We start from the raw sequence: 17240 nt of genomic DNA on the forward strand, positions 1-17240 counted from the left end.
TAAAAACCCCTAAAAAAATTATTCTTTTTAGGGGGTTATCTAGGGATATAATTGGGGAATTTATTTAATAACTTTCACAACCTTATTAATAGTCTTATTACTTAATTTTACAAAATATATTCCTTTTGTAACATTAAGAGGTATTGCTATTGTTCCATTCTCACTAGATACGGTATCGGAGTAATACAATGCTCCTTTCACGTCTCTAACAGTAATATTGAGAGATTTAACTTCTCCTAATAGATTAAAATTAATTTCATTCTGAAAAGGATTAGGGTACGGTGAAGAAATTAAAGTTGTAGTTGCCTCAGGTGCTTTATTTAATGAATTAATTACCCAACCATTATCATACCTTCCTTCTCCACAAATTTCTAAATCTTCTGTCTGTTGTCCTCCATTTGTACTAAAAATAACTTTTGCACATTCTACACCTGATAACGTATATTCATACCACCCATCTCCATCTGCATCTGTCATTGAAACGCCAGGCCAAGAAGTAGTTAAAGATCCAGGAGTTGTTTCCCAATAATACAGTGTTACAGGGTTCCAATTTGTATTGTTATTATTATAATGGATTATCAATTCATTACCAGAAACTTCACCTGGGCAAGCAGTTGGACACAAATCATACCATTGATTGGTGGATGGATCATACCACCCATCTACTGTTCTAGTTAAATCATCTGATTGACCTCCATTGTTATTATTATTAAAAACAATGCCAAGCTCTAGAGTTTCTTCAATTAAAAATGAATACCACTGAGAAGATTGTTCTCTATTCATTGATTTACCTGGCCAACTCCATCCAGGCAATGGCTGGTTTGTGTTTTTATCATATAAATAGACATAGACATCATTCCAATTGGATATATTTCGATAATGAATAGTGTACGATTGTACTTCTGTAATAGTATAAGTCTCAGAAATAATCGCAGACTGGCCACTACTATTATACGCAATAGCTTTTAAAGTTGTATTTTCAGTAAAAGTTATTTCATCTTGATATAAACTACTTGAATCAGAAGGTTCCGTTCCATCTGTAGTATAATAAATTACTCCCTGATTAGTTGCAGTTAAATTAACTGATACATTTCCTTGATACGATCCTCCTGGAATAGTAACCGATACTTCTGGTAATCCCAAAACTCCCGGACAATCCGAAGGGCATTCATCATACCACATATTTTCTGAATACACATACCAGCCGTCTACGTTTCTAAACTGATCATCAGACTGTTCTCCATTTCCATTTGTAAAAACAAGACCAACTTCTACAGATTCTGCTATGGTAGCAATATACCATGGCGAATCTTGCTCTTTAGCCATTGACTTACCCGGCCAATTCCATCCTGATAGTGCTTCATTATTACTTTTATCAAATGCATACACAAATACTTGATTCCAGTTAGAAGTATTCTTAAAATGAATATCGTAAGAAGGTAAATCACCAAATGTATAATTTCTAGTAATTACCTCCGATGCATTTCCATCAGCATCGTACGCTATCACTTTTAATTTGATTGGTTCACTATTGCTATTTCCAATGTCAAAAGAAGTTATATACTTCATACTTGCTTGATTTGGCATTGATCCATCTAGAGTGTAATAAATTTCTACCCCGCCAATATCGGCAGTTGTTGAAGCTTCCATCTCTACAACAATAGCATCATCGTAATTTCCAGGATCTGGAGTAACAGTAAGCGTTACTTCATCACTACTATTAAACCCGCCGACATAAACATGTTGAATAGGCGTCTTAAATACATTACCCTTAGTATCTACGACTTCTACGTAATAATCTACTAATACATCAGACAATCCCTTAATCTCCGCATAGCATAAATCTGCAATAGCCGTTGGTTCTATAAAGAAATCGATTTCTGGATCTTGTGTTATATTTCCTTTAGGAAATTGTTTTTGGGTCATTGATTGGCTATTCCATGAACTTACACCTTCTCCTCCCGAATATGTATCATTAATATTGTCAGAGATAGGATTCTTACCATCATTATCCGTTCTGTATTTTAATTCTACTGACGCCAATCCACTTACATCATAGGCAAATGTCCAAACATGAAAATCAGAAGTATTCTGAACTTCTTGATATGCATATATAGGTCCAAAACCTTTACCTCCTGGATTGTACGGAAAACGCTGCGGTATAAATACAGAAGGTGCTGTATTATCTTGATTTGGTGTATCTCCTATTTCAGCTTTTGCATGTTCTATTGCAATATTACCTGCTAAAGTTTGCTTTACTTCCATGTCAATTGCCTTTCCGTAATACATATAACCACTGGTCAAAGATGGTAAGAAAAAATGCCAAGCTTTTTCTGCATTAGAAGCTCCGAAAGAAGGGTCAATGACTTTAGCTATATCTACTCCATCACTATTGTCTTCTGCTGTTAATACATAATTTTCTGCAGCTGTAATTACAGCCCAGTTTCTAGCATCTTCTGTCCACCCATTAGGATTAAACTTATAGTCTACGGTATCATATAACGGCCATAGCCAATTAATAAATTGAGGATGACCCCAATCATTTGCTGCATTAACCCAAGATCCATCTTCTACTTTTACAATATCATTTTCTGGAACTGGATAAGAATTTAAGAATTGCTGGATTGTAGTAGGGTCATACCCTTTAGAAGCTGCTGCATTAGCAAAACCAGGTACTGATTCCTGGTAATAGCTATCTCCACCTCCCCAAGCATTATCACCATCGTGAGCAAGTAGTACCATTGATGGTTGACTAGAATTACTAAAAGGAGCGATATTAGCATCGATTTCTCCTGTTCCCATAGAACTAAATCCATTCTGATAACTCAACAAATCCGCCATCGGAACTACATCCATTTTATATGCTTGACCAGTTTCTGGATCAACATATTGTGCTTTGTGCGCTTGATAACAATATGGAGCGGCGAAAGTACCCCCTCTTCCATCAATCTGACCTTTCCACCAATTCTGACCATTTGTAGCTACTTTATCAGCTGCATTAGGCGGATCAATATTAACTCCAGATGTACCATAATCTAATGGATAATCGTTCAGCGTACGAGATAAATGGCTATTAGCAATAACAGACCACTGAAAACCTTCTTCTACCAAAACTTTAATAATTCTTTCCGAAAATGAACATTCTGCTGGCCAAAAACCTTTAGAATATTCACCTCCAAAAGTTTCTGTCATTATTAATTTATGAGTTTTTAATTCCATTCTCAAGGCTCGTTCACTTATTAATGGAGCTAAGGCATGATGAAATGTAAATCCCGTAAGGTCCATCCTAGGCTGACCCCCGGATGTTTTCCAGTTTTTAGCTTCTATAAAATTATTTTCCCAACCTTGACTATACCCCCAAACACCAGCATTTCCTAGACTGTTTACATTTTCTATTAGGCAACCTGAGTAATTAACTTGCGCTCCTCCATTAGGTAACCCTAATAATGTTTGTACTGAGTTCTTGGGACCGTATTGATATGCTTTTACGCGATCATACTTTCCAAAAATCTCTTCCAAATTGTTTAGCGGATGGCTTATTCCATCCTCATATATATTCCATGAATCACCAGAAGTTTTTAAATTATGAGATTCTAAAACGGTCTGATAGCGATTTGGGTTTTCTTTACTTTTTTCCGGCCAATAATTCGGTTGTTGCATATGCCACAAATAAGAAGTGTGGACTTGTTGTGCTACTATGCCAGAATAGACAAATAGCAGTAGTAAAAATAAGTTAGTGTTTTTCATGAATCTTGTGTGTTAAATATATAATTGTATTATGCTGTTAACAGCATGTATATATTCCAAAAAACAACTATTACCTGCAAAGAAAGTTTTCCCAGATCTTACATTTGCAAACTACTTATAAATATTTCCGTATAATCGGTATCAAAAAATAATAACTAAAACTTTCGATTATATACAACTACATAATACTAAAAAGTATATCGCTGTTATTTTATATCACATTTTTAAACTATCAATGAATCAAAAAATTAACTATTTAATAATGATATTTTCAAATGTAGGTAATTAAAAAAATTAATTTCTTATTCAATTGTTACGCAAACGATATAGTGTTAACAAAAAGAAAAGGTTCTCTAAAATTGTAACCTGAAAATTAAGAAAATCAAATCTTCAATAGATTAACAAAAGGAGAGCACGGATAAAAAGAACATTTTTATAACACTAATAAAATAGTAAAAGGAGTATGTTTTTTTTACAAATAAGGTATCAAGCAAAAGAACCAGTAACAAAAAACACTATTTATGATATAAGGAACTCTATACATGTTAAAACTGTTATATAAAATAGTAGCTGCTATTTTATATCGTTCAAAAACGAAATGCGACAATCATGATTTGTTTACAGCACAAATCATAATCAGAATATATTTAATTTTCCATATAACCTTTTGAAAATCAAATACAAAATTACAATATGGATAAAAAACTCAAAATAGTTGCCAGAGTAGGTTATGGTGCGAAGGGCTCGGTATACGCGCTAACAGGAATATTAGCCTTTATGACAGCATTCAACCTTGGAGGTCAAAAAGCAGGTAAATTACAAATAATTCAATTCTTAGAAGAGCAATCTTTTGGCAAGATAATCCTAGGGATTTTAGGAATTGGACTAATTTGCTATGCTGTTTGGAGGTTTATGCAAAGTCTTTCTGATCCAGAAGGAATTGGATCTGATAGCAAAGGAATTGCAAAAAGAATTAGCTTTTTCATAAGTGGCACTGTGTATTTAGCATTGGGAATGTTTTCTATTATTGAAATTTTCAAAGATTCTAGTAGTAGAAAGAATTCTTCTAATTTCGGAGATTACTCAACACACATCTTTATAGCTATTGGAATTGCCTTAGCTATAAAAAGTATATATCAATTTATAAAGGTTTATAAAGGCGATTTTTTGAAAAAACTTAATATTTCCGAGATATCAAGTGTAACCAGAAAAAAAAATTTAAAACGGATTGGATATGCTGGATTAATTTCTCGCGGTATTGTTGTCGGAATTATAGCATATTTTTTTATTGAAGGAGGAATAAATACTTCATCCGCTTCAGAAGAAATGAAAGGAACTACAGAAGCTTTTTCTTTTATACAACAAAACACTTCTGGACCTTGGATTTTTGGATTAGTTGCCTTAGGTCTTATTTGTTATGGCATTTATATGTTCACTATAGCAAAGTTTAGATCTTTTGATGACTAAATACAATTAACTAATGAAGAAAAAAACGAGAAAAAAAATTCCGTGCATTTCTCAACGCACGGAATTTTTATTATTAAACCAGAAGATGTTTACTCTTCAGTTTTCTTCTTTTCTTTTAGACCTACTTTCTTCACTGTATCATACATTACAGGAGTTGCAATGAATAATGAAGAATACGTACCTACTAGCACACCAATAATTAATGAGAACATAAATCCTCTTAATGGCTCCGCAAAAATAAATATCGCGATCAATACTAATAAGGTTGTTAATGACGTATTTAACGTACGCCCTAATGTGCTGTTTAATGCAGCATTAACGTTTTTATCTAATGACCAACCTGTATGTTCTGCGAGATATTCTCTAATTCTATCAAATACTACCACAGTATCATTCAATGAATACCCTACAACGGTCAATATAGCAGCAATAAATGCTTGATCTATTTCCATATTAAATGGCATAAATTTCCATGTAAGAGAAAAGATCCCTAATACAACTAATACATCATGGAATACCGCGGCTACTGCACCTAAACTAAACTGCCATCTTCTAAATCTGAATAAGATATATAAGAACACTACGATTAGTGATCCAATAACAGATATATAAGCAGCTTGCTGAATATCATCCGCAATTGTTGGTCCTACCTTCATAGAACGCATAATCCCTACTTGTTTATCCTCATCATCATTTGAGAATTCATCATAAGACATTCCCTCTGTTAAATAAGGTTTCAATGCAGTAAATAATGAATTAGAAATCTCTGAATCAACCTCTTCACCGGTTTCATCTACCTTATATTTGGTTGTAATCTTTAATTGATTATCAGCGCCTAAGGTTTTTGCCTGCGCACTACCAAATTTAGCTACCAACACTTTTTCTACATCTGTAGGCACAACATCTTTAGCAAAACGAACTGTATATGATCTACCTCCAACAAAATCAACACCTTCATCTAAACCTTGTGTAAACAGAGAACCTAAACCAGCTAATACAATAATAGCTGAAATACCGTATGCAATTTTTCTCTTTTTTAAGAAGTCAATATTTACATTCTTAAATAAATTCTTAGTTGCAGCTGTAGAAAATGCTAATTCTTTACCGTTTTTGCCATATCCATCAATAAATAATCGAGTAATAAATATTGCTGTAAATAATGAAGTAAGAATACCTATTAATAAAGTAGTTGCAAATCCTTTAATCGGACCAGTACCAAAAAACAAAAGGATTAAACCAGTAAGACCAGTAGTAATGTTAGCATCTAGTATAGACGATAATGCGTTATTGAAACCGTCCTTGATCGCATCTACCTGGGATTTACCTTTAGCAAGTTCTTCTTTAATTCTTTCGAAGATAAGCACGTTTGCATCTACAGACATACCAATCGTTAATACAATACCCGCAATACCAGGTAATGTTAGTACCGCTTTTAACCCAGCTAATACTCCAAAAATAAATAAAATATTTACCACCAAAGCAACATCCGCAAAAGCCCCCGCCTTACCGTAATAAAAGATCATCCAGATTAAGATCAATACCAATGCAATCCCAAAAGACATCACACCACTATCAATAGCTTCTTGCCCTAAAGACGGCCCTACTACTTCACTCTGAATAATATCCGCTGAAGCAGGTAATTTACCAGCTCTCAAAACATTTGCTAAATCCTGTCCTTCTTCAACATCGAAGTCTCCAGAAATTTCACTTCTACCTCCTGTAATTGCCCCTTTAGAAACACCTGGAGCAGAATACACAATATTATCTAACACAATAGCTATCTGGCCTCTGGTCTGAGAAGCTCTTCCGGTCATTTCTGCCCATTTCTTAGCTCCCTTACCATCCATCTGCATGGTAACCACTACATTATTAATCTGATCATAGGTCTGGGCTGCATCTGTAATTACACCTCCACTTAATTCTGGAACATCATCACGATTCCCTTTTAATGCATATAAATCTACTCTTTCTCCTTCTTTTTCAGGCTTGCTCCAAGCGAACCTAGTATATCGCAAAGCTTGAGGCAATAAAGCTCTGATATCTTTTCTTTCTAAATACTTATCAAACTGCTCTACATCCTTAAGCGCTACAGAAATCAACGCTCCAGGAACTGATGGAGGACCTGCTAAATCATTAATTGGATTTACTTGTGATGCTATATCAGTAGAATCTTCAGAATCAGCCAATAACTTTTCGATCTCAGCATCTGCATCAGATTTTGTAGTATCTGCTTGAACAGTATCTAATACTTTTTCTGAATCAGCAATTTCTGAAGCGGTAGTATCTTTTACTGCCGTTTCTTTAACCTCTTCTTTACCATCCTTAGCTTCTAATTCCTTTTTAAGCTTTTCATTCATTCTGTTTAGAAAAAGCCCAAGTTCCTGAGAACCTTCAACATCCCAAAACTCTAACTGAGCAGTACTTTGTAAAAGCTTCTTAACACGGTCTACATCTTTTGCTCCTGGCAATTCCACCAAAATACGACCGGACTCACCTAAACGCTGGATATTAGGTTGTGTAACTCCAAACTTATCAATACGCTTACGCAATACCTCGAATGCAGAAGTTACTGATTCATCTATCTTTCTTTTCAGAACAGGCTTTACTATATCATTAGTCATATCAAAAGTGATATCATCACTTAAGTTCTTATTTGCGAAAATATCAGGTGACGCTAATTGTGCATCCGGAATTTTTTCGAACTCAATAAAGAAATCCTCTACATATGTATTCTGACTATTTTTCTGCGTTTCATCAGCTGCATCTAATGCCTGAACAAAAGCAGGGTTCTTAGATTTATTAGCTAACCCTTCTAAGATATCTCTTACTGAAATCTGAAGAATCACATTGATTCCCCCTTTAAGGTCAAGTCCTTTATTAAGTTCTTTCCCTTTGGCATCATTGTAGCTAAAATTTGCAAAAATCGGATCCTTTCCTATAGAATCCAAGTAGCTTTTTTCTGCTGTTTCTCTTAATTTGGAAGCATCTGCCTCTGGATATTTTGCTAAGGCATAATTCTCAGCTTCCTTTTCTTTTGTATATGTTAAATATGTAAACGATAATTGGTAAAGACATACCAATCCAAATAAAATCGCAAACACTCTAACAAGTCCTTTATTTTGCATTGTTGTTTATTTTAGTCGAATCTTTCAAACAAATGATTATTACAATCACTCAAGACTCAACGATTACTAGTTTATTAATATTCTGTAATTAGAAAGCTCTGTCAAAATTTAGACATTAGCTTTATTTAAAAGTTAAGAGTAGCACAAAGAGTTGAATGATCACTATTTGCTTTTAACTTTTAAAATCTTTTGGAATAAGGCGTTTTATAAAAAATCACTTCCTTTATTAGGAAATTGGCCCAGCTCTTACTTCTGGAATCTGATATGAAGTGTTACCTGTTGTTATAGCAATAGGTCTATTAATCTTTTGAGCCGTTTTCACCAATCTATTCATATGATTGGTGTGCGCGTCTTCTGCAAAGCCATATGTATATGAGCCAGATGCTCTATCTTGTTTTTGTTTTATCTGTAAAACATAGATACCATTAAAATCAGTATTAATATCTGTTCCTGTCTGGATTTCATATACATTAAGACTGTAATCTGCTTCATTATTTTCTAAAGGGAATTTATCCGTATCCTCTTCATTCTGATCATAAAAAACGTGATCAAGCTCCACATTTTCTGTTTCAGCAAGTATTCTTTTTATGCTCGCTACATCTGCATCACTATAATAACTAATTTTGAGCGTACCATTATGCAGTTCTTCGGATATTCTTGTGTTTTTAACTCCAATAGATTCTAATTGTTTTTTTACAATTGCAATCGCATTTTGAGCCTCTGCAGAAGTAACTTTGATATCAGTAAATTCTAGAACAATTTCCTGATTAGGTACAACGGTTTGCTGCTGCATTACCACAAGTAATGCGAAAGCAGTTATCAAAATCCTGAAGTACCATTCCTTCTTCATGCCGCAAAGATAGAAAAATTAAAACGGCATTTCTAGAGTCTTTAAATAAATATATATTGGAAATTAAAAGTGATTAAGAAAAGTATAATTTGAATTATTAATAAATTATCACTTAAAACAACAAAAGCCGCTTTATTGCGGCTTTTGTTATATTATTTATAAAGAATTGAAATATATTATAGTTCTAATAATCCATTTGTTTTCTTAACTCCTTCTGCACTTTCTATAAGTTTTGCTTTTTCAGCCTCACTAAGTTCTATCTCCACTATTTTCTCTATACCATTTCTGCCTAATACGACAGGTGCTCCGATACATAGATCATTTAGCCCATATTCACCCTCTAACAAAACTGAACAAGGGAAAATCTTTTTCTGGTCACAAGCAATAGCCTGAACTAAACCAGAAACCGCAGCTCCAGGTGCATACCAAGCAGATGTACCCAACAATCCAGTAAGTGTAGCTCCACCAACTTTAGTATCAGCAGCAACTTGCTCTAAACGATCATCAGAGATAAATTCTGAAACTGGCACACTGTTTCTAGTTGCCAATCTTGTAAGTGGCACCATACCTTTATCACTATGTCCACCTATAACCATTCCATCAACATCAGAAATAGGAGCTCCTAATGCTTCTGCTAATCTGTATTTGAAACGAGCGCTATCTAAAGCACCACCCATACCGATAATTCTACTTTTAGGAAGATCCGTAGTTTTATGAACAAGATATGTCATCGTATCCATAGGATTACTTACTACAATGATAATTGCATTTGGAGAATGTTCGATCAAACTAGAAGAAACCGCTTTTACAATCCCAGCATTAATACCAATCAATTCTTCTCTAGTCATTCCTGGTTTACGAGGAATACCTGATGTAATTACAGCAATATCACTTCCTGCAGTTTTAGAATAATCATTGGTAGTTCCTGTAATTTTGGTATCAAATCCATTTAAAGAAGCCGTCTGCATTAAGTCCATTGCTTTACCTTCTGCATATCCTTCTTTGATATCCAATAATACTACTTCTGAAGCAAAATCCTTAATGGCGATATACTCGGCGCAACTTGCACCTACTGCACCAGCTCCTACTACTGTAACTTTCATTATCTCTATATATTTTTGATTACTATTTACTTACTTATTGAATTTCTTCAATATTAGCGCGAAAATACAAATTCTTTAAGGATTTTGTTTGTGAATTCTTAGTTAAATTACCAACCAAAATTCAATCCAATAGAAAGGTTTTGATAGTTCTGAAGTGTATAATCTAAGTTAGCTCTGAAGAATCCTAATTTCACATTTGCACCAATAGTTGCCTTAAGACCTGAGGTTTTATTATCTACAGAAATGGGATCTTCTACAGTTTGTGAAGCTAAAGGTCCATTTTGCACTCTATATGTACCCAAAATATCCGCTGTACTATTTCCTGTATAATACCCAAACCCACCATAAAAATTAAATTTAGGAAGTTTTGTAGAAATAATACCACTCACCAACCAGGAATTAGATTTTAATCGTATTTCCTGATCGTCTCCATCTATTCCACTATCTGCAGCAAAATCATAAAACCCTCTTACACTGGTATATCCTATTAATCCAGAAAACCTAAATGGAAGTCTTTTCCAGGAAAAAATCCAATCGGTTAGCTCGTGCTGTACAGCTAGTCCATAAAGAAAAACTTTTGTATTTTCCCTTACGGCAATTTTAGGCAAAAACCTTGCTTTAATCTCTGTACTTCTTGATACACCCATAGAGGCTTGAAGAAAACCTGTAGGCGTTATATTAACTTCTTTATCTCCAATCCCATCAGGAAGTGTCACTTCTACTTGTCCTAATTGACCTTGATCCAACACAACAACAATATCTCCTCGATCACCCCCAAAAGCATTTGCAACCACTTGACTATCTGGTCCTTCTCTAAAATCTACACCATCATATTCTGCTGTATTAAGAATGAATGATTGCTTATCCTCTCTTACAAAAGACAGATTACCAATAAAACCAACTTCAAAACGCCACAATTTCTTAACCTTAGCCGTTTTATACCAACCATTAGACATGCCATTCACTAATGCTTCTCCAGCAGGAGCGAAGTAATCTGTACTGAAACGTTGTGCGTTTTCTATACCTAATTCTAGTAATTGATCTACATTGGTTTGGGCATATGACATCTTAATTAAAAGCATCATAAAAAGTAGTATCGCTTTTTTCATCTGTTTGTATGTATTGTTATTCAATAATCAGATGGAATTCACATAGCTAAATATTCGAACAACATCGAAATGCTTTAGCATGCTCATTTCATAAGATTTGGGTTTTTATAGGCGCAACAATATATAAAAAAATCCGCTATACAGTGTACAACGGATTTCATTCTAAATTATTTAGTAACACTTATTATTAAGCATCAATATTAGCATAAACTGCATTTTTCTCAATAAACTCCCTACGAGGAGGCACCTCATCACCCATCAACATTGAGAAAATCCTATCTGCTTCCGTTAAATTATCTATAGTTACCTGACGCATAGTTCTAAATTCAGGATTCATAGTGGTATCCCAAAGTTGTTCCGCATTCATCTCCCCAAGACCCTTATAACGCTGTATCTTAGAACTTTCCCCAAATTCTTTTACAATTATATCACGTTGATCATCGTTCCATGCATATTGCTTCTTAGTTCCTTTTTTTACCAAATATAATGGTGGTGCAGCAATATAAATATGACCAGCTTCTATTAATTCTTTCATATAACGGAAAAAGAATGTTAGAATCAACGTAGAAATATGACTACCATCCACATCCGCATCACACATTATTACCACTTTATGATAGCGTAATTTAGATAGATTAAGAGCTTTACTGTCTTCTTCTGTACCAATAGTTACACCTAAAGCAGTAAAGATATTTTTGATTTCTTCATTCTCAAACACTTTGTGGTGCATCGCCTTTTCTACATTAAGAATCTTACCACGTAATGGAAGAATTGCCTGAAACATACGATCACGACCTTGTTTTGCCGTTCCACCTGCAGAATCTCCCTCGACAAGGAATACCTCACACAAAGCTGGATCTTGTTCCGAACAGTCAGATAGTTTACCAGGAAGACCTCCTATACTCATCACAGTCTTACGCTGAACCATTTCACGAGCTTTTTTAGCCGCGTGACGCGCTTGAGCCGCAAGAATTACTTTCTGAACAATCGTTTTAGCATCATTAGGATTTTCTTCAAGATAGTTTTCTAACATCTCAGAAACTGCCTGAGAAACCGCAGAAGTAACTTCTCTGTTTCCTAATTTAGTTTTTGTTTGCCCTTCAAATTGTGGCTCCTGCACTTTTACAGAAACAATTGCCGTAAGACCTTCTCTAAAATCATCCCCTGCAATTTCAAATTTGAGTTTATCAAGCATTCCAGAAGCATCTGCATACTTTTTAAGGGTAGAAGTAAGACCTCTTCTAAATCCTGAAAGATGTGTTCCTCCTTCGTGGGTATTTATATTATTTACATAAGAATGAAGATTCTCGGCATATGAATCATTATAAATCATTGCCACCTCTACAGGAATATCATTCTTCTCTCCCTCCATAGAAATCACATGTCCTATAATAGCACTACGACTTGTATCTAAAAACCGAACAAATTCCTTTAATCCTTCTTTAGAATGAAACGTTTCTACAACATGATTCCCTTCATCGTCGGTATGGCGCTTATCCGTCAAAGTGATAGTTATCCCTTTATTAAGATATGATAATTCCCTCATACGACTTGCCAAAGTATCATAATTATACTCTAAGGTCTGCTGAAAAATTGTAGGATCTGGTCTAAAAGTAACTATAGTACCGTTAAAATCAGTATCTCCAGTTGATTTTACTGGATACAACGGTTTTCCCTTTTCATATTCTTGTTCCCATACTTTACCATCCTTATGCACTATTGCGTGTAGATGATCAGAAAGGGCATTCACACAAGAAACACCAACTCCGTGTAATCCTCCGGATACTTTATAAGAGTCTTTATCAAACTTACCTCCTGCTCCAATCTTAGTCATTACAACTTCTAACGCAGAGACACCTTCTTTTTTATGAATCCCGATTGGAATTCCTCGACCATTATCTCTGGTAGTGATAGAGTTATCTTCATTTATTGTAACATCAATAGTATCACAATAACCTCCCATAGCTTCATCAATGGAGTTATCAACAACTTCATATACCAAATGATGTAAACCTCTAACTCCAACATCTCCAATATACATCGATGGACGCATACGAACATGTTCCATTCCCTCTAACGCCTGAATACTATCGGCAGAATAATTATTTTTATTTGCTTCTTCGCTCATAAATCAGCTTTAATTAATTACAATTTTTGGTCAACAAACAAAGATAAAAAAAGAGAGAAATGTACAAAGCGTTTTGTAGGATATGATTTAAAGAGTTATCAACAATTAGTTAAGAACAACTACCAGAAAAATAAAAAATGCTCTTAAAAGCGATAAAAATAGTCTTAAAATCGATTTAAGATTAAATTAATAATTCAGTTTCTTTACAAAAAGCAAACACAACACTTTGTAAATAAACACATTAATAAAAAAAATATTCTATAGAAAAACAACAATTATTTCTTCTCGTAACTTTAAAAAAGTCATCACTTAACCATATTTATTCAAAATAAAATAAGTCAATAGAAGTTTTGACAACTACGGTTTCTCAATCAACGCTTACGAATACTAAAAGCCGAATATTTTAGCAAGCCTATTTACAATATTACAAAAACCTATCGTTAAAAGAACACAGCAACAGTGCTGCTAGAATAAATGAGAATTAAAACACAAACTCAACTAATTTTTTTAAAATGAAAACTAAAAATTTAATGAATTTCGGTAAAGCTGCTTTCATCTGCTTAGGGCTTTTAGCAAGCTCTTGTACGAACGAAGATTTTGAAGAGTCAGAACAAATTGACAATATCCAACTAGAAAAAAAATCTTTTCTTGGGGAAGCTATATATGTAGAGTCCATTGGTAATGGGGAATATATTGCTGGTGATGTGATCTATAATGAAAGCATGTTCGACAATGGTGATTTTGATTTTAATTCTGTTCCTGGAGAAGTTGAAAAACTAGGACTAGCTCCTGGAGTAACAAAATGGCCTAATAACACAATTATCTATGTTTTAAGTAGTAATTTAACTTCTAACCAAAGACAGGTTACTCTAGAATCTATAGAGCAATGGTCTTCTAAAACTAATATCAAGTTTAAAGAACGAACGAATGAAAGCTATTATGTTACCATTAGAAATAATGGAGACAATTGTAATTGTGCAAATGCTAGTTTAGGAGTTCAAGGAACTAGAGGAACTATTAATATGGGAGTTAGAACTGGAACTGGAGTTATGACCCACGAGATAGGACATACACTTGGATACTTACACGAACAAAATAGAAGCGATAGAGATCAATTTGTACGAATTTTCCCTGAAAACATACAAAATGGTGCTATCAGTCAATTTAGAATTAGTAGTAACTCTGTAAACCCTGGGGCTTTTGATGTACAATCTATAATGATTTACAGTAGTTTTACATTTAGTAAGAACGGACAACCAGTAATGCTTGAATTAGATGGAACTCGTATTCCTTTTAACGGTAGACTATCTGCTGGAGATATTGCTGGCACTAATTTACTATACCCTGGTGGAGATGGCGGTGGTGATGGAAACGATATATGCGAAGGAATTGAAGAATGGTCTCGTAACATTCGATACAATGTAGGCGATAAAGTTACTTACCAAGGATTTCTATATGAAAGAGATTTTAATAGCTGGAATCAGATTGGGAAGTGTGGTGATACCCAAACAGCAGATATTTGTGAAGGTATTGACGCTTACAGCAGTAACAGGAATTATTCTCCTGGTAATCAGGTAACGTACAACGGTTCTTTATACACACTACAAGACAATAGAAGATGGTCTAACCAAGGTCGTTGCGGAAGTAATTAAACTATATTGTTCCAATAAAATTATACAAAAAAAACCCTGAGAAATTTTCTCAGGGTTTTCACATCTCAATTAACTCAACTTTCAGCGACTCAAGCTGAAATCTTTAAATTTCTTCGATATACTATTTTATTGAACAACTTCTCCTAATAGGTAAGCATCATCATGAACATTTGCCACTGCTCTCCCACTTGGGTCATTCATATTCTTAAAAGCCTCATCCCATTCTAAAGCAATTTTTGTACTGCATGCCACAGATGGCTCTTGTGGAACACTTAATGCTGCAGCATCACTAGGAAAATGACCTTCGAATATAGTTCTGTAATAAAATTCTTCTTTATTTTGTGGTGTTTGAATCGGGAACCTGAAATGCGCATTTGACATTTGTTCATCTGTCACTTCCGTCTCTACCACCTCTTTTAATGTATCAATCCAACTATACCCTACTCCATCAGAGAATTGTTCTTTTTGTCTCCAAGCTACACTTTCTGGTAAATAAGATTCAAAAGCTTTACGAATTACCCACTTCTCCATTCGTTCTCCATTAATCATTTTATCCTGTGGATTAATACGCATTGCGACATCCATGAATTCTTTATCCAAAAAAGGGACTCTTCCTTCTATTCCCCAAGCTGCCAAAGATTTATTAGCTCGTAAACAGTCATACATATGAAGTTTATCCAATTTACGAACTGTTTCCTCGTGAAACTCTTGTGCATTCGGTGCTTTATGGAAATACAGGTAACCACCAAAAATTTCATCCGCACCTTCACCAGAAAGAACCATTTTCACTCCCATAGATTTTATCACCCTAGCCATCAAATACATCGGCGTTGATGCTCTAATCGTAGTAATATCATATGTTTCTAAGTTATAAATTACATCCTTAATAGCATCTAACCCTTCCTGAATAGTAAATTTGATCTCATGATGTATTGTTCCTATATGATCAGCCACTTTTTGTGCAGCAGCAAGATCTGGCGACCCTTCTAACCCTACAGAAAAAGAATGTAATTGTGGCCACCAGGCTTCTTTGGTATCACCCGATTCCACTCTTTTCTCAGAGTATTTCTTAGCTATCGCTGATGTCACTGAAGAATCTAAACCTCCAGATAACAATACTCCATATGGCACATCAGACATTAGTTGCCTATGTACAGCAGCTTCTAGAGCATCTCTTAATTCATCAATACTTGTTTCGTTATCTTTTACCGCATCAAAATCCGACCAATCTCTGATATACCATTTTGTTAATTCTCCACTCTTACTATCTAAGTAATGTCCTGGTGGAAACAATTCTATCTTAGCACAAACTCCTTCTAAAGCTTTTAACTCTGATGCCACATAAAAAGTCCCATTTTGATCCCAACCCATATATAAGGGGATAACACCCATATGATCCCTCGCAATTAAATATGAATCTTTCTCTGCATCATAAAGTGCAAACGCAAAAATACCGTTTAGATCATCTAAAAAATCAGTCCCCTTCTCCTTATATAAAGCTAAAATAACTTCGCAATCAGACTCCGTTTGAAAACTATATTTACCTTCAAACTCCTTACGGATTTCCCCGTGATTATATATCTCACCATTAGCTGCTAACACTAACTTCTTGTCCTCGCTAAACAAAGGTTGTTTACCCGATACAGGATCAACTATTGCCAATCTTTCATGAGCCAAGATTGCTTTTTCATCAGAATAAATACCACTCCAATCTGGACCTCTATGACGTATCCTCTTTGACATCTCTAATAACTGAGGTCTTAACACCTCTGCTTTTTCTTTTAATTCAAAAGCGCAAACTATTCCACACATATTTTTCTTTTCTATTAATTGAGAAGTCAAATATGGCATTATAGTTACATTATTTAAACATAAAAGCCATTATTAGTTACAAATTTAAATAAAAAAAATACTATTAGTTTCAAAAAATAACTACAAACATTAAAAATACATACTAAAACTATCAACTTGTTATTTAACTCTTTTAACAGAATTTAATGAGAGGATTAACATTTCCCATGTATGTTCCTATATATCTTTACGACAATTAAGAAAATAA

General features: G+C 34.4%; 9 protein-coding genes. 2 read left to right on the forward strand and 7 right to left on the reverse strand.

What is annotated here, in order from left to right; translation table 11 throughout:
- Positions 1–60: 60 nt before the first annotated feature.
- Positions 61–3747: a starch-binding protein gene (locus tag Q0921_RS06275; protein WP_299254991.1), complete on the reverse strand. Its 3687-nt coding sequence runs from the start codon at positions 3745–3747 to the stop codon at positions 61–63.
- A gap of 693 nt (positions 3748–4440) precedes the next feature.
- On the opposite strand from Q0921_RS06275, the gene Q0921_RS06280 reads away from it, so the two are divergent.
- Positions 4441–5214: a DUF1206 domain-containing protein gene (locus Q0921_RS06280; protein WP_299254994.1), complete on the forward strand. Its 774-nt coding sequence runs from the start codon at positions 4441–4443 to the stop codon at positions 5212–5214.
- A gap of 89 nt (positions 5215–5303) precedes the next feature.
- Here the strand turns inward: Q0921_RS06280 and secDF are convergent, their stop codons facing one another.
- From secDF to gyrB, 5 genes are all read right to left on the reverse strand, one after another.
- Positions 5304–8339 carry a protein translocase subunit SecDF gene (gene secDF, locus Q0921_RS06285; RefSeq protein WP_299254997.1) on the reverse strand — a complete coding sequence of 1012 codons (3036 nt, stop codon included), beginning with the start codon at positions 8337–8339 and terminating at the stop codon, positions 5304–5306.
- Between the two features lie 226 nt (positions 8340–8565).
- On the reverse strand, positions 8566–9189 hold the full coding sequence (locus Q0921_RS06290; protein ID WP_299255000.1) for a hypothetical protein: 624 nt from the start codon (positions 9187–9189) through the stop codon (positions 8566–8568).
- Positions 9190–9365: 176 nt separating this feature from the next.
- On the reverse strand, positions 9366–10292 hold the full coding sequence (mdh, locus tag Q0921_RS06295; RefSeq protein ID WP_299255003.1) for a malate dehydrogenase: 927 nt from the start codon (positions 10290–10292) through the stop codon (positions 9366–9368).
- 107 nt (positions 10293–10399) lie between these two features.
- Complete coding sequence (locus Q0921_RS06300; RefSeq protein WP_299255006.1) at positions 10400–11401, reverse strand: DUF6588 family protein; 1002 nt, start codon at positions 11399–11401, stop codon at positions 10400–10402.
- Between the two features lie 187 nt (positions 11402–11588).
- Complete coding sequence (gyrB, locus tag Q0921_RS06305; RefSeq protein WP_299255009.1) at positions 11589–13529, reverse strand: DNA topoisomerase (ATP-hydrolyzing) subunit B; 1941 nt, start codon at positions 13527–13529, stop codon at positions 11589–11591.
- 512 nt (positions 13530–14041) lie between these two features.
- Between gyrB and Q0921_RS06310 the strand changes: the two genes are divergently transcribed.
- Positions 14042–15181 (forward strand): M12 family metallopeptidase, encoded by a 1140-nt coding sequence (locus Q0921_RS06310; RefSeq protein WP_299255013.1) that lies wholly within the window; start codon positions 14042–14044, stop codon positions 15179–15181.
- A gap of 126 nt (positions 15182–15307) precedes the next feature.
- Here the strand turns inward: Q0921_RS06310 and asnB are convergent, their stop codons facing one another.
- The gene (gene asnB, locus Q0921_RS06315; protein ID WP_299256115.1) at positions 15308–16993 is read right to left on the reverse strand and encodes an asparagine synthase B; all 1686 of its coding nucleotides are present in this window, start codon (positions 16991–16993) and stop codon (positions 15308–15310) included.
- Positions 16994–17240 lie beyond the last annotated feature (247 nt).

It is taken from the genome of uncultured Aquimarina sp., assembly GCF_947496855.1.
In the GTDB taxonomy this organism is placed as follows: domain Bacteria; phylum Bacteroidota; class Bacteroidia; order Flavobacteriales; family Flavobacteriaceae; genus Aquimarina.

Bases quoted from the DNA above. Each gene is read 5' to 3' on its own strand.
- Q0921_RS06275 (WP_299254991.1), bottom strand. From the start codon at position 3,747: ATGAAAAACACTAACTTATTTTTACTACTGCTATTTGTCTATTCTGGC.
- Q0921_RS06280 (WP_299254994.1), top strand. From the start codon at position 4,441: ATGGATAAAAAACTCAAAATAGTTGCCAGAGTAGGTTATGGTGCGAAG.
- secDF (WP_299254997.1), bottom strand. From the start codon at position 8,339: ATGCAAAATAAAGGACTTGTTAGAGTGTTTGCGATTTTATTTGGATTG.
- Q0921_RS06290 (WP_299255000.1), bottom strand. From the start codon at position 9,189: ATGAAGAAGGAATGGTACTTCAGGATTTTGATAACTGCTTTCGCATTA.
- mdh (WP_299255003.1), bottom strand. From the start codon at position 10,292: ATGAAAGTTACAGTAGTAGGAGCTGGTGCAGTAGGTGCAAGTTGCGCC.
- Q0921_RS06300 (WP_299255006.1), bottom strand. From the start codon at position 11,401: ATGAAAAAAGCGATACTACTTTTTATGATGCTTTTAATTAAGATGTCA.
- gyrB (WP_299255009.1), bottom strand. From the start codon at position 13,529: ATGAGCGAAGAAGCAAATAAAAATAATTATTCTGCCGATAGTATTCAG.
- Q0921_RS06310 (WP_299255013.1), top strand. From the start codon at position 14,042: ATGAAAACTAAAAATTTAATGAATTTCGGTAAAGCTGCTTTCATCTGC.
- asnB (WP_299256115.1), bottom strand. From the start codon at position 16,993: ATGTGTGGAATAGTTTGCGCTTTTGAATTAAAAGAAAAAGCAGAGGTG.